Origin of the sequence: Sagittula sp. P11, from assembly GCF_002814095.1 — a bacterium.
GTDB lineage: Bacteria > Pseudomonadota > Alphaproteobacteria > Rhodobacterales > Rhodobacteraceae > Sagittula.
Window position 1 is genome coordinate 264,327 of sequence record NZ_CP021913.1, and the last position, 16,850, is coordinate 281,176.

The 16,850-nt window shown below is 66.0% G+C and carries 16 protein-coding genes, 1 tRNA gene and 1 pseudogene; 9 read left to right on the forward strand and 9 right to left on the reverse strand.

Features of this window, described 5'->3' with window-relative positions:
* Positions 1-58 precede the first annotated feature (58 nt).
* Positions 59-985 (forward strand): CHAD domain-containing protein, encoded by a 927-nt coding sequence (locus CDO87_RS01315; RefSeq protein WP_157814884.1) that lies wholly within the window; start codon positions 59-61, stop codon positions 983-985.
* A gap of 5 nt (positions 986-990) precedes the next feature.
* Here the strand turns inward: CDO87_RS01315 and fabD are convergent, their stop codons facing one another.
* The gene (fabD, locus tag CDO87_RS01320) at positions 991-1,932 is read right to left on the reverse strand and encodes an ACP S-malonyltransferase (protein WP_100927088.1); all 942 of its coding nucleotides are present in this window, start codon (positions 1,930-1,932) and stop codon (positions 991-993) included.
* Between the two features lie 163 nt (positions 1,933-2,095).
* On the opposite strand from fabD, the gene CDO87_RS01325 reads away from it, so the two are divergent.
* The gene (locus CDO87_RS01325) at positions 2,096-3,316 is read left to right on the forward strand and encodes a cytochrome b/b6 domain-containing protein (RefSeq protein WP_100927089.1); all 1,221 of its coding nucleotides are present in this window, start codon (positions 2,096-2,098) and stop codon (positions 3,314-3,316) included.
* Positions 3,317-3,387: 71 nt separating this feature from the next.
* On the opposite strand, the gene CDO87_RS01330 is transcribed toward CDO87_RS01325, so the two are convergent.
* From CDO87_RS01330 to CDO87_RS01345, 4 genes are all read right to left on the reverse strand, one after another.
* Positions 3,388-4,053, reverse strand: a complete 666-nt coding sequence (locus CDO87_RS01330) for a hypothetical protein (protein ID WP_100927090.1) — start codon at positions 4,051-4,053, stop codon at positions 3,388-3,390.
* Between the two features lie 256 nt (positions 4,054-4,309).
* Complete coding sequence (locus CDO87_RS01335; RefSeq protein WP_100927091.1) at positions 4,310-4,879, reverse strand: YceI family protein; 570 nt, start codon at positions 4,877-4,879, stop codon at positions 4,310-4,312.
* 101 nt (positions 4,880-4,980) lie between these two features.
* Entirely contained in the window at positions 4,981-5,238 is a 258-nt protein-coding gene (locus CDO87_RS01340) for a hypothetical protein (RefSeq protein ID WP_100927092.1), read from the reverse strand.
* Positions 5,235-6,167 (reverse strand): dienelactone hydrolase family protein, encoded by a 933-nt coding sequence (locus CDO87_RS01345; protein ID WP_100927093.1) that lies wholly within the window; start codon positions 6,165-6,167, stop codon positions 5,235-5,237. Before CDO87_RS01345 ends, CDO87_RS01340 begins: the two co-directional genes overlap by 4 nt.
* 250 nt (positions 6,168-6,417) lie before the next feature.
* Here CDO87_RS01345 and rpsF point away from each other — a divergent pair, with 250 nt between their 5' ends.
* From rpsF to CDO87_RS01365, 4 genes are all read left to right on the forward strand, one after another.
* Positions 6,418-6,780, forward strand: a complete 363-nt coding sequence (rpsF, locus tag CDO87_RS01350) for a 30S ribosomal protein S6 (protein WP_100927094.1) — start codon at positions 6,418-6,420, stop codon at positions 6,778-6,780.
* A 26-nt stretch (positions 6,781-6,806) separates the two neighbouring features.
* Entirely contained in the window at positions 6,807-7,034 is a 228-nt protein-coding gene (gene rpsR / locus CDO87_RS01355) for a 30S ribosomal protein S18 (protein ID WP_005608650.1), read from the forward strand.
* 10 nt (positions 7,035-7,044) lie between these two features.
* Positions 7,045-7,662 (forward strand): 50S ribosomal protein L9, encoded by a 618-nt coding sequence (rplI, locus tag CDO87_RS01360; protein ID WP_100927095.1) that lies wholly within the window; start codon positions 7,045-7,047, stop codon positions 7,660-7,662.
* Between the two features lie 185 nt (positions 7,663-7,847).
* Entirely contained in the window at positions 7,848-9,194 is a 1,347-nt protein-coding gene (locus CDO87_RS01365) for a methyl-accepting chemotaxis protein (protein WP_100927096.1), read from the forward strand.
* Between the two features lie 113 nt (positions 9,195-9,307).
* Here the strand turns inward: CDO87_RS01365 and tig are convergent, their stop codons facing one another.
* The 3 genes from tig to CDO87_RS01380 all read right to left on the reverse strand — a co-directional run bounded on the left by tig (position 9,308) and on the right by CDO87_RS01380 (position 12,528).
* Complete coding sequence (gene tig / locus CDO87_RS01370; RefSeq protein WP_100927097.1) at positions 9,308-10,636, reverse strand: trigger factor; 1,329 nt, start codon at positions 10,634-10,636, stop codon at positions 9,308-9,310.
* 334 nt (positions 10,637-10,970) lie between these two features.
* Positions 10,971-12,065: an AI-2E family transporter gene (locus CDO87_RS01375; RefSeq protein ID WP_254698264.1), complete on the reverse strand. Its 1,095-nt coding sequence runs from the start codon at positions 12,063-12,065 to the stop codon at positions 10,971-10,973.
* Between the two features lie 378 nt (positions 12,066-12,443).
* Positions 12,444-12,528: transfer RNA gene (locus CDO87_RS01380), tRNA-Leu, on the reverse strand.
* A gap of 145 nt (positions 12,529-12,673) precedes the next feature.
* Here CDO87_RS01380 and CDO87_RS01385 point away from each other — a divergent pair.
* On the forward strand, positions 12,674-13,159 hold the full coding sequence (locus CDO87_RS01385; protein WP_100927098.1) for a Hint domain-containing protein: 486 nt from the start codon (positions 12,674-12,676) through the stop codon (positions 13,157-13,159).
* 7 nt (positions 13,160-13,166) lie between these two features.
* Here CDO87_RS01385 and CDO87_RS27640 read toward each other — a convergent pair.
* Positions 13,167-14,720, reverse strand: a pseudogene (locus CDO87_RS27640) (NAD(P)H-hydrate dehydratase).
* Positions 14,721-14,895: 175 nt separating this feature from the next.
* Between CDO87_RS27640 and CDO87_RS01395 the strand changes: the two are divergent.
* Entirely contained in the window at positions 14,896-15,234 is a 339-nt protein-coding gene (locus tag CDO87_RS01395; RefSeq protein ID WP_005856074.1) for a P-II family nitrogen regulator, read from the forward strand.
* Between the two features lie 84 nt (positions 15,235-15,318).
* Positions 15,319-16,725, forward strand: a complete 1,407-nt coding sequence (gene glnA, locus CDO87_RS01400) for a type I glutamate--ammonia ligase (RefSeq protein ID WP_100927099.1) — start codon at positions 15,319-15,321, stop codon at positions 16,723-16,725.
* Positions 16,726-16,850: the final 125 nt, after the last annotated feature.

The following is a 16,850-nucleotide window of genomic DNA, read 5'->3' on the forward strand; positions in this document are numbered from 1 at the left end:
GATTCTTCCCATGATGGCCGGGACAGGCGCCTCCGCCGCGCCGGGAAAGGAAAGCACCGTGCCCTATCGCATCCGCAAGAAGGACAGCGGCCCGCAGGACGCCCTGCGCCGCATCGCCTGCGAACAGATCGACCGCGCGCTGGCCGAGCTTGACGACCCTGTCCTCGACACCGCCGCCCGCGTCCATCAGGTCCGCAAGCGCTGCAAGAAGACGCGCGGGCTCCTGCGGCTCGTGCGTCCGGCCTTTGCGGACTACGCCGCCGAAAATGCGGCTCTGCGCGACATCGGCCGCGGTCTCTCCGGCCTGCGCGACGCCGGCACGCTGGTGGAGACCTGCGACAGGGTCGCGGCGGAGCTCGACCCGGCCTCGGTCGCGGCCTATGCCCCGATCCGGGCGCGGCTGGTGCTGGACGCCAAGCGCGTGGCCTGGGACGACCAAACCGCGGACCGGCTGCAATCCGCGCGCGCGGCCCTGACCTTCCTGCGCGGACGTGCGGCGGGCTGGACGCTGGACGACGACGGCTTCGGGCCGCTGCGCAAGGGAATGGCGCGGACCTACGACCGCGCCCGCCGCACGATGGATACCGCCTGGCGCACCCCGACCGAGGAGACGCTGCACGACTGGCGCAAGTGGGTGAAGTACCACCGGTCCCATTGCCGCCTGCTTGCGCCGACGCATCCAGAGATGATGTCCCCGCGCCTCGACGCGCTCGACCGGCTGTCGGACCTGCTGGGAAGCCACCACGACGCCTGTGTGCTGGAAGAGCGGCTCGAACAGGCCTACGACTTCGGGTCCGATACGGACGTTGCCGGATTCGCCGCGCTGGTGCGGGCGCACAGTATGACGCTGGAAGAAGAGGCCTTTGCCCTCGGGCGCCTCATCCTGGCGGAGGAAACGAAGCCGCTGGCAAAGCGGCTCCGTCGCTATTGGAAGGCGTGGCGCAAGGGCCGGTCAAACGACGCAGGGCTCCTGCCCGGCGCCTGACGCGGTCAGCCCTTGAGGCTCTCGGCGGCGGCGACCACCTCCGCCGCGGTGCCGATGTTGCGCACGGCGGCAGAGCGGTCGATGCGGCGCACCATGCCGGACAGGGCCTTGCCCGCGCCGATCTCCCAGAACTCGGTCACGCCCTTGGCGACCATGTATTCCACCGACTCGCGCCAGCGCACGGCGCCGCAGACCTGCTCGACCAGCAGGTTGCGGATCAGGGTCACGTCCGTCACGGCACTGGCGCGCACGTTGGCCACCAGCGGCACCTTGGGTTCGGCGATATTCACGTCGTCCAGCGCCTCGGCCATAACGTCGGCGGCCGGGTCCATCAGGTCGCAGTGGAACGGTGCGCTGACCGGCAGAAGGACGGCACGCTTCGCCCCCTTCTCCTTCGCGACCTCCACGGCGCGTTCGACCGCCGCCTTGGCACCGGAAATCACCACCTGTGCCGGGTCGTTATCGTTGGCCGCGGCCAGGACCTCGCCCTTCGCCGTCTGCGCCACGACAGCGCGCACCGCAGCAAGGTCCAGCCCGAGGATCGCCGCCATGGCGCCTTCGCCCACCGGTACCGCCGCCTGCATCGCCTTGCCGCGCGCGCGCAGCAGACGGGCCGCGTCGGTCACCGTCAGGGCGCCCGCCGCGGTCAGCGCAGTGTATTCGCCCAGCGAGTGGCCCGCCACGTAGGACGCGGCCCCTATGCCCACCCCTTCGGCCTCCAGCGCACGCAGCGCCGCGATGGATGTCGCCATCAGCGCAGGCTGCGCGTTCTCGGTCAGGGTCAGCGTGTCCTGGTCGCCCTCCCAGATCAGCGCCGACAGCTTTTCGCCCAGTGCGGCGTCGACCTCGTCAAAGACGGCGCGGGCTGCCGGGTAGGCTTCGGCAAGATCGCGCCCCATGCCGATGGTCTGGGCACCCTGCCCGGGAAAAATGAAAGCGCGGGTCATGGCCCTCTCCTCAGCGTCTGATCCTTGGCCTTCAGCCAATACCGCCCCCGGGACAGCCATGCAACGCCTGCCGCACGATGTCTGTGCACGTGCAGAGATTGCGCTGCACCGCGGCAGGACCACATGTTGGCGAAATCCGCGCCATCCCGCACAGGAGCAAACGATGTCCCTGACCAACACCGCCACCCGCTACGGCACCGTCGCCAAGACCCTGCACTGGGCCGTGGCCCTCGGCATCCTCGCCATGTTCCCGCTGGGGTTTCTGGCATCGAACGCGGCCTATGACACGGCCGAGCAGCTGGCCACCAAGGCCACGCTCTTTTCCATCCACAAGACGCTGGGCGTGACGATCCTCGTGCTTGCCGTCATCCGCATCGCCTGGGCGGTGACCCAGCCAAAGCCGGTGGCGCTGCACCCCGAACGGCGGGCCGAGACCTTCATGGCCGAACTGGTGCACTGGCTGCTGTACGGCAGCCTCGTCCTCGTGCCGCTGTCCGGCTGGATCGAGCACGCGGCAACCGAAGGGTTCGCGCCGATCTTGTGGCCCTTCGGACAGAGCCTGCCCTTCGTGCCGAAAAGCCCGGAGCTGGCCGAGGTCTTCGCCACCATCCATTACGTGTTGCAATGGGTGATGCTGGGCTCGGTCGGACTGCACGTCGCGGGCGCGGTGAAACACGCGGTGATCGACCGCGACGCCACCCTGCGGCGGATGTGGTTCGGGCGGACGGACGCCGGTGCACATCCCGCCAGGCGTCACGGCATCGCGGCCCCCACCGGCGCGCTGGCCACCTGGGCGCTGGCCTTCGGCGTGGCCGCCGCCTCCGGTCTCTTCAGCCACGACACGAGCGCCGCCCCCGGACCGACCCCGCTGCGCCCCGCGCTGGCAGAGGTCGAAAGCGACTGGCAGGTGACGGAAGGCACGCTGGGGATTTCCGTCCAGCAGTTCGGCAAGACCGTCGAGGGCAGCTTTGCCGACTGGACCGCCGACATCGCCTTCGACGACAGCGAAGGCACGGGCCAGAAGGGGGAGGTCACCGTGACCATCTCCATCCCGTCCCTGTCGCTGGGCAGCGTGACGAAGCAGGCGCTCGGCCCCGAGTATTTCGATGCGGAGCAGTTCACCACCGCGACCTTCACCGCGCCGATCGCCCGGACCGAGGACGGCTATGTTGCCGACGGGGTGCTGACGCTGCGCGGGACGGAGGTGCCGGTCACCCTGCCCTTCACGCTCGACCTCGCGGACGGCACCGCGCAGATGGAAGGCACCACAACGCTCGACCGCCGCGCCTTTGGCATGGGCGAAACGATGACCGACCCTGCGCAGCTTGGCTTCGACGTGCAGGTCAGCGTCAACCTTACCGCCGCGCGCGCCGGCGGATCCTGATCACTCGCGGAAGACGCCGCCCGGTCCCGCACCGTCGGGGTCGGGCGGCGTCACTTTTCCTGCGGTCCGGTTTAGCCGCGCAGGGTGCGCCAGCCTTCCTTCCACCGGATGATCCGCGTGCCCAAGGGCTTGCGCAGCAGCGGCAGCATGCTGTCGTCGATGTTCAGCACCAGCCCGATGGGCACATAATCCATTGCATGATCGGCAAGGCGCGGCCCCCCCTCGGGATAGAAGACCCACCCTGTCTCGCCGTAGATGCGGGCGTAGGGGCTGGTCTGCCCGGTCCAGGGCATCGGGTGCCGCCGTTCGAGCGCACCGACCTCGGCCCCGCCCGACAGGATGCGCCCGTCGACAAGCGCGCAGGCGAGGAAGCGGGACTCCTCCTCATGTGCGCCCTCGTCGGCGCGCGCTTCCGGCACGGCCACGATGTGCCAAGGCCGGAACTCCACGAGGCTGCCCGCCTCCAGCCCCGCCAGGTCGCGCGGCGCGCTCATCAGCATGCCGAACCAGTGATCCCCCGCCTGCGTGTCCAGCCGCACCGGCAGCCGCTGGCCGGGGTGGTCCCCGCGCGCGGGCGCCATGAATTCCAGCATGACGACGTCGCCCGGTTCCAGCCGGGCAAGTTCACGCGGGCTAGGGATGAAATAGGTATAGGGCGCCTCCGCCTTCAGCGGGCGCGGGTCGAGCAGGCGCCACGCCGCGCCGCCCCAGTCGCCATCGGGCATCACATCGAACATGCGGGAATACCTCCGTTCCGGGCCCCGTTTTCGATGACGTTTGTGGCGCGATTGCGGACGCGCGCCGATCCGAGTGCTTCAAACGAAGCTCGAATTGGCGGGGCCCGGGGGCAGCACTGACGCAGCCAAAGCCCAGCGGACACCACCTGACAGCCCCTGAAACAGAAACGCCCGGCCTGCGCGGAAACGCGGGCCGGGCGCTGTCAGAACCTATGGCAACAGGCCGCTCCCCGGCGGCCCGTCACCGTGAGACGGATCAGTCCGCCTTCATCGCCTCGATGGAGATCGACACCTCGACCTCGTCGCTGACGTAGGGCGCGAAGGCGCCGACGTTGTAGTCGGAGCGCACCAGCGTCGTGGTGGCGTCGAAACCGGCCCAGGGCTTGCCTTCCATCGGGTGGTCCATCTGCTGGTTCAGCTTGGCATCCAGCACGACTTCCTTGGTCACGCCGTTCAGCGTCAGGTCGCCGGTGATCAGCGCAGTGTCTTCGCCGGTCACTTCGATGGAGGTCGACTCGAAGGTCACCATCTCGTCTTCGCTGGCGTCGAAGAAGTCGGGGGACATGAAGTGCTCGAACCGGGCTTCCCAGCCGGTCAGCATCGACATCACCGGGAAGGAGACGGACACGGACGAGGCCGCCGGATCTTCGGCGTCCCAGTCGATGGTGCCTTCGAAACCGGAGAACATGCCGGTGCCGGTGGAATAGCCGAGGTGGTTGTAGGTAAAGACGATCTGGCTGTGGCTCGGGTCGAGCGTCCATGCCTCTCCTGCGAAGGCAGAGAGCGGCAGCAGCGAGACGACGGTGGCGAGAAGTGCGGATTTCATGGTGTCACCTTTGTGGACTGTAAGATGACCCACATGTCGCCGCATTGCAGCATCCGCACAACTCGCGCTGTCTCAACATGTTGTGTTGAATTTCGAACAGGTCAGGCCCTTGTCTGCGACTTCGACATGACAATCATCGACATGCCGACGATCAGCATGAAGAGCGATACGCCCAGTTTCATCAGCATCAGCACCGGCGAACCGATGCCTCCGCCGACGAGCCAGATGCCGAAGGCCGACATCGCCAGCCCCGCCCCCGCACACAGCAGGACAAGTCGCAGGACGAGGTGACGGACCGGCCACAGGTCCATGACGTCCGAGGCCCCGCGGCCCTCCGTTGCCTGTGCCATCGCCTTCATCTCGCGTCTCCTGTCGCTGTCTGGCCCTTGCGGACCGTTAACCTTGATCCGAGCGTGACCGGCAAACCCGACGGGATTGCGGCGGCTTCCGGGAAACTCCGGGGCGGCGGCATGGTGGCCTGGAAGTGATGCCAGATGTCTGCCGACACTTGCGGACCCAGCGTGTAGTACCAGTGCGTGTGGTCGGGGATCACGGTCAGCGCCACGTCATGGCCCGCCTGTTGCAGGGCCTTCAGCGCATCCCGGTGGACGTCGAGCGGAAAGAGGTGATCGCCCTCGCCGAGGTAGGCGAAGACCGGCATCCGGCGCCCGTCCGGCGCAACCGGATCGCTGCCGTGTCCGCCATGCGTCGCCACCGCCCGCCAAGTGGGATCGCCGCGCCGCGCGAGGTTGTCTGCCATGACCGCCCCCGTGCCATGCCCCATCAAGAAGACCCGGTCGGTGTCGATCGGATGGACCTCGCCTGCCGCCTCCAGCAGCCGCCGCAGGAAGGCCGGGCCGCTGTCCTCCATCGCCCAGCCCTTCGGGTCGGAGGAGTCCGGGGCGATCAGGATAAGCCCCTCGCGGCGGGCCACCTCGTCCCACATGTCGATCATCGCGTGACCGTCGCGCCCGGCATCGTGCAGCAGGACAACGGTCGGGCGCGGCGCGCCGTTCACCGGACCGAAACCGATCCAGCGGCGCGGCCCCTGCCCCGACCAGAACCGGCCCGGCATCACATGCGACTTGCCGATGTCGGTGGGCGGTGCGTATTCGTAGCTGTAGACTGGGCCACCGTGCAGCTCGGGCACCATCCGCTCGACGTAGTGCCCCGTCACGGGCGCCACCACAGGCTGCGCGGCCCGCATACCCGGCGCCCAGACCAGCGCAAGCGCTACGACCACCGCCACGGCAGATCCCGACACCACTGCATATCGCAGCCAACCCATACCTGACCTCACGCACGGGGCCCTTCACGACCCCTTTCACCTTGCGCTACACGTGACGGGCGATCCCGGCGCCATGATGACCGCCCGGGGGCAATTCCGGGTCCCCGCACCGCGTCTTGCAATGGCCGGCAAAGCGTGTATACGGGCGCTTCCTTCCGCATGAACGGTTGAACCGCGCGGTCTCTCGTGGGTCGGGCGCGGAAGGCAAAGCCCGCCCTTTGAAACGCGCCTTGATAGAAATGGAGTGCACATGCCGCTTTACGAGCATGTCTTTATCTCGCGCCAGGACCTGTCCAACGCGCAGGCCGAAGGTCTTGTCGAACACTTCTCCACCGTGCTGAAGGACAATGGCGGCAACGTCGTCGAGTCCGAGTACTGGGGCGTGAAGACCATGGCCTACAAGATCAACAAGAACCGCAAGGGCCACTACGCCTTCCTGCGCACCGACGCACCGTCGTCCGCCGTGCAGGAAATGGAACGCCTGATGCGCCTGCACGACGACGTGATGCGCGTCCTGACCATCAAGGTCGACGAGCACGAGGAAGGCCCCTCCGTCCAGATGCAGAAGAAAGACGACCGTGGCGACCGCCGCGAGCGTCGTCCCCGCGACTGATCCCCAGAGAACAAGGAGCATAAACCATGGCTGCAAAACCGTTTTTCCGCCGCCGGAAGGTCTGCCCGTTCTCCGGTGAGAACGCGCCCAAGATCGACTACAAGGACACCCGCCTCCTGCAGCGCTACATCTCCGAGCGCGGCAAGATCGTTCCGTCCCGCATCACCGCCGTCTCGGCAAAGAAGCAGCGTGAACTGGCCCGTGCGATCAAGCGCGCCCGTTTCCTCGCCCTGCTTCCCTACGCCGTGAAGTAAGGAGGCCAACATGCAAGTCATTCTTCTCGAACGCGTGGCCAAGCTCGGCCAGATGGGCGACGTCGTCGACGTCAAGCCCGGTTTCGCGCGCAACTACCTGCTGCTGCAGGGCAAGGCCCTGACCGCCTCCAAGGAGAACATCGCCTCCTTCGAAGCGCAGAAGGCACAGCTCGAAGCACGCAACCTGGAATCCAAGAAAGAGGCCGAAGCACTGGCCGACCGTCTTGGCGGCCAGCAGTTCGTCGTGATTCGTCAGGCCTCCGACGGCGGCAACCTCTACGGCTCCGTCACCACCCGTGACGCGGCCGACGTGGCCACCGCCGAGGGCTTCTCGATCGACCGCAAGCAGATCCTGATCCGGACCCCGATCAAGGAACTTGGCCTGCACGACATCGAGGTGCACCTGCACCCCGAGGTCATGGTCACCGTGACCCTCAACGTCGCACGCTCCCCCGAAGAGGCAGAGCTTCAGGAATCCGGCAAGTCCATCCAGGAACTGGCCGCCGAGGAAGAAGCACAGGCCGAATTCGAAGTGTCGCAACTGTTCGACGACCTCGGCTCTGCCGCGTCGGACGACGACGACGCAGCGCCTGCTCCGGCTCCGGCCGCCGAGGGCGAAGACGACTGACAGGCCTTGCGCCTCTGACATGCGAAAGCCGCGCGGTCCCGGACCGCGCGGCTTTTTTCTTGGCAAACCGGCCCGCAGGCAGCGCCAGAATTTGAGATAAAATTGCGGACACCGAAATTTGGTCAGAATTTTTAAAGGATGCGCCCTTAGGGATGTTCGGAACATCATGCTTCCAGAGGTGTCCCATGTGGCCTTTCAAGACAAATGCTCCCCAGACCACATCTCCCGACTCGGAGGAGATCGATCTCGTCAACATGGTGATCGCGACACATGCCGTCATCAGGTTCAAACCCGACGGAGAGATCGAATGGGCGAACGCCGCCTTCCTCGAAGTGCTGGGCTACACGCTGGACGAGATCCGCGGACAGAACCACTCCCTCTTCGTGGACAAGACCTACCGCGAAGGCGCCGAATACGCCTCGTTCTGGGACCGGCTCCGGAAAGGTGAAACCTTCACCAGCCAGTTTCCCCGCGTCACGAAGTCCGGGGAAACGGTATTCATTCAGGCCTGCTACTCGCCGGTCATCGGTGACGACGGCAAGGTTCGTGCGGTCATCAAGGTCGCCTCGGACATCACCGATCGCCAGCTTGCGATCACTGACATCAAGAAATCGCTGGAGGCGCTGTCGACCGGGGACCTGACACGCCAGGTCGCGCCCTGCAACGCGCCGGACCTCAATGCGCTCGGCGAAACCTACAACGCCTGCATGACCCAGCTGGCGGAGCTGATCAAGAACGTCAAGAACGTCTCGACCGACGTGAGCCGCACCGCTGACGAGATGATGGAAACGACGGACGACCTCTCCCGCCGGACCGAAACGCAGGCGGCCACGCTGGAACAGACTGCCGCCGCCGTGGACCAGCTGACCTCCACCGCGCGCTCTGCCGCGTCAAACGCGAACGAGGTGCGCAACGTCGCCAACCAGACCCGCACCGCAGCCGAGGGCGGGCGCACCCTCGTGGCCAACCTGACTGCCGCCATGGACAAGATCGAGGGATCGTCCAGCCAGATCAGCCAGATCATCGCCGTGATCGAGGGCATCGCCTTCCAGACCAACCTGCTGGCCCTGAACGCCGGGGTAGAAGCCGCGCGCGCCGGCGATTCCGGTCGCGGCTTCGCTGTCGTGGCGTCCGAAGTCCGGGGGCTTGCGCAGCGCAGCTCCGAATCCGCGAACGAGATCAAGGCGCTGATCCAGTCCAGCTCGGAACACGTCGGGGAGGGCTCCGACCTCGTGAACCGCGCCACGACAGAGTTCGAGACGATCTTCCAGGGCGTGAACGGCATCTCCGAACGCGTGAAGGAAATTGCGCACGGCATGGAAGAGCAAAGCCAGACACTGGCGGAAATCAATGCCTCCGTTTCGCAGCTCGACCAGGTGACGCAGCAGAACGCCGCGATGGTCCAGGAGTCCCGCGATTCCGGCACCCGCCTGCAGGGCGGCGCCCGCGACCTGCTGACCGAAATCGACTTCTTCACCGTGGGCGAGGCCCGGAGTTCCGGCAGCTTCCAGCCGTACCAGGCCGCCGTCTGACAACGCCGCCCGCCCGCAGATCCGCCAAAAAGAAAAAGCCGCCCTCAAGAGGGCGGCCTTCAAGTTTCTCACTGTCCCCGACCGGCGGTTTGTGACCCGCCAGCCGCGCCGGGTCACTCTTCCTCGAGTGCCTCGACTGCTTTCTCAAGCTCGTCCTTGGAGATTTCCTTCTCCGTGACCTGCGCCTGGTCGGCGATGTGATCGATGACCTTGTCCTCGAAGATCGGCGCGCGCAGCTGCTGCTGCATCTGTGCGTTCTGGCGGACGAAGTCGAAGAAGGCACGCTCCTGACCCGGGTACTGGCGGGCCTGGTTCATGATCGCCTGCGTCATCTCGGCATCGGTCACCTCGACCTCTGCCTTCTGACCCAGCTCTGCCAGCAGCAGACCGAGGCGCACGCGGCGCTCGGCCAGCTTCATGTGCTCTTCGGTCGGCTCGATGGTGTCGTGGTTGTGGTCGTGCACGTCCGGGTTTTCTTCGTGCCACAGCTGGTGCGCGATCTGCTTGGCCTCTGCATCCAGCAGGGTCGGCGGCAGGTCGAAGGACACCATGCCGTCAAGCTGGTCCAGCAGGCCGCGCTTCATCACCTGGCGCGCCGCACCGGCGTACTCAGCCTCCAGGCGCTCGCGGATCTGGTTCTTCAGGCTCTCGAGGTCCTCGGAGCCGAACTTCTTGGCCAGCTCGTCGTCGATCTCGGCGGCCTTGGCAGCCTTCACTTCCTTGATCTTGCACTCGAAGGTCGCGTCCTTGCCGGCGAGGTTCTCCGCGCCGTACTCTTCCGGGAACTTCACCTCGACGGTCTTCTCGTCACCGGCGGACACGCCCACCAGCTGCTCTTCGAAGCCCGGGATGAAGGAGCCGGAGCCAAGCACCAGCGGGTAATCCTCTGCCGCGCCGCCCTCGAAGGCTTCGCCGTCGACCTTGCCGAGGAAGTCGAAGACCACCTGGTCGCCGTCCTCTGCCGCACCTTCCTTGGTCTCGAAGTCCTTGGCGGTGGCGGCGAGGTTGTTGAGCGCGTCGTTCACCGACTCCTCGTCGGCCTTCACCACCAGCTTCTCGACGGTGATGGTGGACAGGTCGATCTCGGGGACTTCCGGCAGCGCCTCGTAGGACATCTCGACGCGCACGTCGTCGCCTTCCTTCCACTGCTCGCCGTCCATCATCTTGACTTCCGGCTGCAGCGCCGGGCGGTCGCCGGACGTCTCGAAGTGCTCGTTCATGGCACCGTCGATGACTTCCTGCATGGTTTCGCCCAGCACGCGCGGGCCGAACTGCTTCTTCAGCAGCGCAAGAGGCACCTTGCCCTTGCGGAAGCCCTTCATCTCGATGTCCGGCTGCGCCTCTTTCAGCTTGGCAGTAACCTTCTCGTCCAGCTCGGCCGCCGTCACGGTGATGGCATAGCCGCGCTTGAGGCCTTCGTTCAGCGTCTCGGTGACCTGCATCGTCTCTTCCCTCGAATGAAGACGCGCCCCACGATGGGGGCGCAATTGAATTTGGCACCTTCTATTGACCTGCGCACAACAGTGCAAGCGGGTTTGGCCGCCGCAGCGTGCCCCTGGCAGGCCTCCGGGCCTCCCCTTGCCGCTTCCGGTCCTCGAAGCCGGTACAGCCCGACCAGCGGGCCTCCATCCGATCTGCCGGCAACCCGTCTTCGGCAGCGATTCGTGGCCCCGGGTGACCGCAACGGAACCGAGGGCCGGCAATGCCCGCAGCCGCCCCCCGGACCCCGGCGGGCGGCCTCGCCCGGCCTCCCGACGCGAACCGGCCCGGGCGCGCTCACTCCGGCTGCGTGTGCCCCAGGTCGTCGTCGCCACGTCCCGAAAGGAACACACCCAGCCCGTGCAGGCTGTCGACCCGTTCGGACATCGCGCGTACGATGATCAGCACCGGCACCGCCACGAACATGCCCACCACCGACCAGGCCCAGCCCCAGAAGGCCACCGCCACGAACACCGCCACCGGGTTCAGGTTCAGGCTGCGTCCCACGGCATAGGGCGTCACGAGCTGCCCCTCGATGCTGGTGAGCACGAAGTATGTGGCCGCGGCCAGCCCCGCCGCACCCACGGTGTCGAACGACACGATGCCGATTGCAAAGGTCAGCGCCACTCCGGCCAGCGCCCCGATGAAGGGGATGAAGTTCAGCGCGAACGCCAGCACACCGAACAGCACCGGGTTCGGCATCCCCAGCGCCCAGAGGGCAAGGCCGACAGCAGCCCCCAGCCCCGCATTGATCACGGTGATGGTCAGGAAATAGCGGCTGATCTTGCGCTCTATATCATAGACGATGCGGATGGCGCGGCGCTTGTCCTTGAAGGTTGGACTGACGGCCACGAGCTTTTCGTAGAACATGTCGCCCGACGCGATGAGGAAGAAGAGCATCACCAGCGTCAGTACAGCCTGGGCCATGACATAAGGCACGCTCATGACCGCCTGAGTAAAGAGGCCCGGCCCCGTGTCGACGGCAACCTTCGGCCCCTCGGCGTCGGTATCGGTCAGCTCGTCGACCTTCTCGGTCGCGTCCGAGACCTTGGCCACGAGGTCGCTGATGCCGCGCAGCTTGATCTCCACGTCGCGCATGATGCTCGGGCCGTTGTCGATGTAGCTTTGCACCGGCCCGGCCAACCCGCCGGCGGCCACCGCGCAAAGCGAGACCAGCGACAGCACGATGATACCCGCCGAGATGGCGTCGGGCAGGCCCGTCCGCTTGAAGAAGCGCCTCACCGGAGAGAATGTCAGCGAAAGCAGGAAGGCGAGGATCAGCGGCATCAGGAAGGTCCGCGCAAGCAGCAGCACCCCGCCCGCCGCGATCAGGAAGAGTCCGATCACCGCCCAGTGGGAGCGTGATCGGAGGGTGTCTGGCGTGTCGGTCATCGAAGTCCTCCGGCTTCGGCGGTCGGGATCGAGATCGACCGCTGCTGTCAACCGCATCTAACGCGACCGGACTGGAAATCACCGGTCTGTGATATCGTTCGTGACGTTTTTCAGAAGATTTTCTCCGGCGCGTGGACGGCATAGGGAGAAGCCCGCCGAAAACCGGCTTCGACCATGCGTGTCATGTGTAAAGCAGCCAGACCATCGGCAGAATGCCCCAGGCGGCGCACAGCCTGCGCCCGATCGAATGGATCACACGACCCATGATGCGCTGCTCTATGGTACGGAAAAACTCGGATTTTCCCTTGTCACAGCGAGGCCCCAGCCGGGCAACTCTTGCGAGGAACATGGGCAGCCTGTCGAACGTGCCGTGAACGGTGGTGCGGGTGGAGGGACTTGAACCCCCACGCCTTGCGGCGCCAGAACCTAAATCTGGTGCGTCTACCAATTTCGCCACACCCGCTCCGTGGCGCGCTCCATAGCAAAGGCCCCGCGCGCTTGCGAGGGAAAAAAGCAATGCCGCCCCGGTCAGAAAATCCGTGACTTTGGCCGCATGTTACGGGACACTCCTGCAAAAACCAGAGGCAACCAGAGCAGGACGCCCAGAAATGACGAACCGACCGAACGCGCAGTTGCGCGCGCGGCATGTCGTGTCACGCGAGCCGTTGAATGCGGTCTGCGCGGGCACGCTTGTGCTGACTCTCGACGGCGAACTGCCGGTCGAACACCTGACACCCGGCGACCGGATCATCACCCGCACCTCGGGCACCGCCCGCCTGTTCAGGCTGCGCCACCGCCGTCTCACGGTCGAGGCGGTCAGCATCGCGCATGGCACGCTGGGCAACGCGCGGCCCGACCGGGACGTGGTCCTTCCCGCCCGTCAGGAGATCCTGGTTCGCGACTGGCGCGCCAGTGCTTTGTTCGGGGCCAGCCAGGCGCTGGTTCCGGCCTGCAGGCTGATCGACGGCACCTATATCCGCAGCCTCGGCCGACAAAAGCTGGACCTGTTCGAGCTGCACTTCGAGACGCCGCAGATCCTCTATGCCGACGGGCTGGAACTGGCTGCGGTGCAATGCGTGACCGCCCCCGCCTGAGACCGCGCTAGAGCCCGAGGTCGCGGAACACCCGCGGCAGCATCTCCGGCAGGTCCTCCGCGATGAGGCCGGGGCCGAAGGCGCGCGCCGCCTCCACATGCAGCCATGCGCCGGCCTTCGCGGCGTCATAGGCCGGCAGGCGCCGCGCCATCAGCCCGCAGACGATCCCGGCCAGCACGTCGCCCGCGCCGGCCGTCGCCAGCCACGGCGCGGCGCGCTCTTCTACCGCCGCGTTCACCGCCACCCGCCCGTCCGGCGCGGCGATGACCGTCTCCGCCCCCTTGATCAGCACCACCGCCCCGGCGCGCATCGCCGCCTCGCGCGCGGCATCGATCCTTGAGAACGCGTCGTCGTTTTCCATCCGCCCGGCGAGATCGGGGAACAGCCGCCGGAATTCGCCGCCGTGGGGTGTCAGGACGCAATTGTCGTGAAGCATGTCGAACAGCGCCTGCGGCTCGCGCTGGAAACGAGAGAGGGCGTCGGCGTCCAGCACCGTGCCCCGCCGCGCCTTCAGCGCACCGCGCACCAGTTCGCCGGTGGCAGGCCCCAGCCCAAGCCCCGGCCCGAGGCAGAGAGCGTTGTATCGCTCGTCCTCCAGCATCTCGGCCAGCCCCGCCGTTCCGTCGAGCCCGCGGATCATGATCGCCGTCAGTTGCACCGCGTTTTCCGTCACCGCGCGCAGCGGACAGCCGAGCGTCACAAGACCCGCCCCGACCCGCAGCGCCGCCCGTGCGGCCAAGCGGGCCGCCCCGCCCTGCCCCGGCGGCCCCGAGAGGACAACGGCGTGGCCGTGGTCGTACTTGTGCTGATCGACCCGCTTCGCAAGATCCGGCAGCGTGTCGCGCGTGATGGTTTCCGACTGCATGGCACCTCCGGGCATGTGGCTGTGTTAAAGCCCAATATCCTTGACGATCAGTTTCCCGCAATGCTCCGGGCCCTCTCCGCGAAGATGGCCGGGCTTGGCGCGATGGAAGGTCACGGTCAGCGCGCAGAACGGACACGGCGGCGCCCATTCCCCTGCGCCCTTTCCGGGGATCTCTCCGGTGTCCGCGTCGAGACCGGAGGGCACGTCCACCGCCACCAGCTTCGGCTGCAGGGTCATCCGGTCGCCGCCGTGGCCTGCCAGATGGCACAACACGCGTTCGAGCTCTCCGGTGGGGCGCCGCGACAGGCCGATGCCGAAGATCGCGTCGACCCACACATCGGGTTCGCCGGCCTGCTTCACGGCGCCGAGCGTCAGCGGCCCGACCGCACCCGTCGCGGCCCAGCGGTCGTGGTTCGTGCGCGCGTCCGGCGGCAGCCGGTCGGCCGCGCCATGGAAAAGCACCTCGACCTCCCAGCCGCTGTCCGCCAGGAGGCGCGCCACCACGAATCCGTCGCCGCCATTGTTGCCGGGGCCGCAGAGGACCACGGCCCGCCGCGCATCGGGCCAATGCGCCTTTATCGCCTCGGCCACCCCCTGCCCGGCCCGCTCCATCAGCTCCAGACCGGTGACCGAACCGCTGTCCATCGCCGCCCGTTCGAGCGCCCGCATCTGCTCTGCCGTCACCGTTTCCGTCATCATCTGACCCTGCGTTTCCATTTTGTCGCTTTTTTAATCATATCGCTTAAAAAACGATCTCGGCCTCAAGTTCGGATGGCCATTGCCCCCCAACTGACACTCTATGTGATTGTGGGCACAAGGCAGAAATGGTCTGCCGAAGCCCGACACGGGATGCGAAAGGGGGGAGAACCTCATGAAGAAGATCGAAGCCATCATCAAGCCGTTCAAGCTTGATGAAGTGAAAGAGGCTTTGCAGGAGGCCGGCATCCAGGGCCTTTCCGTCGTCGAGGTGAAGGGTTTCGGCCGCCAGAAAGGCCATACCGAACTGTATCGCGGTGCTGAATACGTGGTGGACTTCCTTCCCAAGGTGAAGATCGAGATCGTTCTTGACGACGATCAGGTCGATGGCGCCATCGAGGCCATCGTTTCCGCGGCCAAGACCGACAAGATCGGCGACGGCAAGATCTTCGTGAGTCACGTCGAGCAGGCAATCCGCATTCGTACCGGCGAATCCGGCTCGGACGCGCTCTGACCACTGGTTGACCTCACGGGGTCGCGCCCGCGCGCGGAGCCCCTGCAAACAAAATCCAATTCTGACAGAGAAGGACACTACAGAATGAGCAACGCTGACGTTCTCAAGCTGATCAAGGACGAGGAAGTTGCCTACGTCGACATCCGCTTCACCGATCCGCGCGGCAAGCTGCAGCACGTGACCGTGATGAGCGACCTGGTTGACGAGGACTTCCTCGAAGAAGGCTTCATGTTCGACGGTTCCTCCATCGCCGGCTGGAAGTCGATCGAAGCCTCCGACATGAAGCTGATGCCCGACCCGGAGTCGGTCTACATCGACCCGTTCTATGCCGAGAAGACGCTCTGCATCCACTGCTCCGTCGTCGAGCCCGACACCGGCGAAGCCTACAACCGCGACCCGCGCGGCACCGCGCAGCTGGCAGAGGCTTATCTGAAGTCCTCCGGCATCGGTGACGTCGCCTACTTCGGCCCCGAGGCCGAGTTCTTCCTGTTCGACGACGTCAAGATCGCCGTCACACCGAACAAGGTGTCCTACGAGGTCGACGCCGACCACGCCGCATGGAACACCGACGCCGAGTTCGAGATGGGCAACCTGGGCCACCGTCCGACCTACAAGGGCGGCTACTTCCCGGTGAACCCGGCCGACGACGGCCAGGACATCCGCTCCGAGATGCTCTCGACCATGAAGCGCCTCGGCATGAAGGTCGACAAGCACCACCACGAAGTGGCGACCTCGCAGCACGAGTTGGGCCTCGTCTTCTCCTCGCTGACCAAGCAGGCCGACGAACTCCAGAAATACAAGTACGTCATCCACAACGTGGCACAGGCCTACGGCCGTTCGGCAACCTTCATGCCGAAGCCGATCAAGGGCGACAACGGCTCGGGCATGCACGTCAACATGTCGATCTGGAAGGACGGCAAGCCGCTCTTCGCGGGCGACAAGTACGCCGACCTCTCCGACGAGGCGCTGTACTTCATCGGCGGCATCCTGAAGCACGCCAAGGCGCTCAACGCCTTCACCAACCCGTCGACCAACTCCTACAAGCGTCTGGTCCCGGGCTACGAGGCCCCCGTTCTGCGCGCCTACTCCGCCTCCAACCGGTCGGGCTGCGTGCGTATTCCGTGGACCCAGTCGCCGAAGGCAAAGCGCGTCGAGGCCCGCTTCCCCGACCCGTCGTCCAACCCCTACCTGTGCTTCGCGGCCCTGCTGATGGCCGGCCTCGACGGGATCACCAACAAGATCCATCCGGGCGAAGCCATGGACAAGAACCTGTACGACCTGCCGCCGGAAGAGCTTGCCGGCATCCCGACCGTCTGCGGCTCGCTGCGCGAAGCGCTGACGGAGCTCGAAGCCGACATGGACTTCCTGCTGGCCGGTGACGTGTTCACCAAGGACCAGATCGAAGGCTACATCGAGCTGAAGATGGAAGAGCTGGAAATGTACGAAATGACGCCGCACCCGGTGGAATTCGCACTGTACTACTCCTGCTGATCCAGCCGGACGGCACGCATTTTCCTGGACGGGCTCCGCGTTTTCGCGGGGCCCGTTTCCGTTGACGCAAAGTCACGTCAAGACAGGTTTTTCAGGACGCACGGAAACAAACCGTTTCCAAAGCT

What these genes read in the sequence shown, in the direction of transcription:
- CDO87_RS01395 (WP_005856074.1), top strand. Translation starts at nt 14,896, where the DNA reads ATGAAGAAGATCGAAGCCATCATCAAGCCGTTCAAGCTTGATGAAGTG.
- CDO87_RS01345 (WP_100927093.1), bottom strand. Translation starts at nt 6,167, where the DNA reads ATGGGTTGGCTGCGATATGCAGTGGTGTCGGGATCTGCCGTGGCGGTG.
- fabD (WP_100927088.1), bottom strand. Translation starts at nt 1,932, where the DNA reads ATGACCCGCGCTTTCATTTTTCCCGGGCAGGGTGCCCAGACCATCGGC.
- CDO87_RS01340 (WP_100927092.1), bottom strand. Translation starts at nt 5,238, where the DNA reads ATGAAGGCGATGGCACAGGCAACGGAGGGCCGCGGGGCCTCGGACGTC.
- CDO87_RS01335 (WP_100927091.1), bottom strand. Translation starts at nt 4,879, where the DNA reads ATGAAATCCGCACTTCTCGCCACCGTCGTCTCGCTGCTGCCGCTCTCT.
- CDO87_RS01385 (WP_100927098.1), top strand. Translation starts at nt 12,674, where the DNA reads ATGACGAACCGACCGAACGCGCAGTTGCGCGCGCGGCATGTCGTGTCA.
- rplI (WP_100927095.1), top strand. Translation starts at nt 7,045, where the DNA reads ATGCAAGTCATTCTTCTCGAACGCGTGGCCAAGCTCGGCCAGATGGGC.
- CDO87_RS01375 (WP_254698264.1), bottom strand. Translation starts at nt 12,065, where the DNA reads ATGACCGACACGCCAGACACCCTCCGATCACGCTCCCACTGGGCGGTG.
- rpsR (WP_005608650.1), top strand. Translation starts at nt 6,807, where the DNA reads ATGGCTGCAAAACCGTTTTTCCGCCGCCGGAAGGTCTGCCCGTTCTCC.
- rpsF (WP_100927094.1), top strand. Translation starts at nt 6,418, where the DNA reads ATGCCGCTTTACGAGCATGTCTTTATCTCGCGCCAGGACCTGTCCAAC.
- glnA (WP_100927099.1), top strand. Translation starts at nt 15,319, where the DNA reads ATGAGCAACGCTGACGTTCTCAAGCTGATCAAGGACGAGGAAGTTGCC.
- tig (WP_100927097.1), bottom strand. Translation starts at nt 10,636, where the DNA reads ATGCAGGTCACCGAGACGCTGAACGAAGGCCTCAAGCGCGGCTATGCC.
- CDO87_RS01365 (WP_100927096.1), top strand. Translation starts at nt 7,848, where the DNA reads ATGTGGCCTTTCAAGACAAATGCTCCCCAGACCACATCTCCCGACTCG.
- CDO87_RS01330 (WP_100927090.1), bottom strand. Translation starts at nt 4,053, where the DNA reads ATGTTCGATGTGATGCCCGATGGCGACTGGGGCGGCGCGGCGTGGCGC.
- CDO87_RS01325 (WP_100927089.1), top strand. Translation starts at nt 2,096, where the DNA reads ATGTCCCTGACCAACACCGCCACCCGCTACGGCACCGTCGCCAAGACC.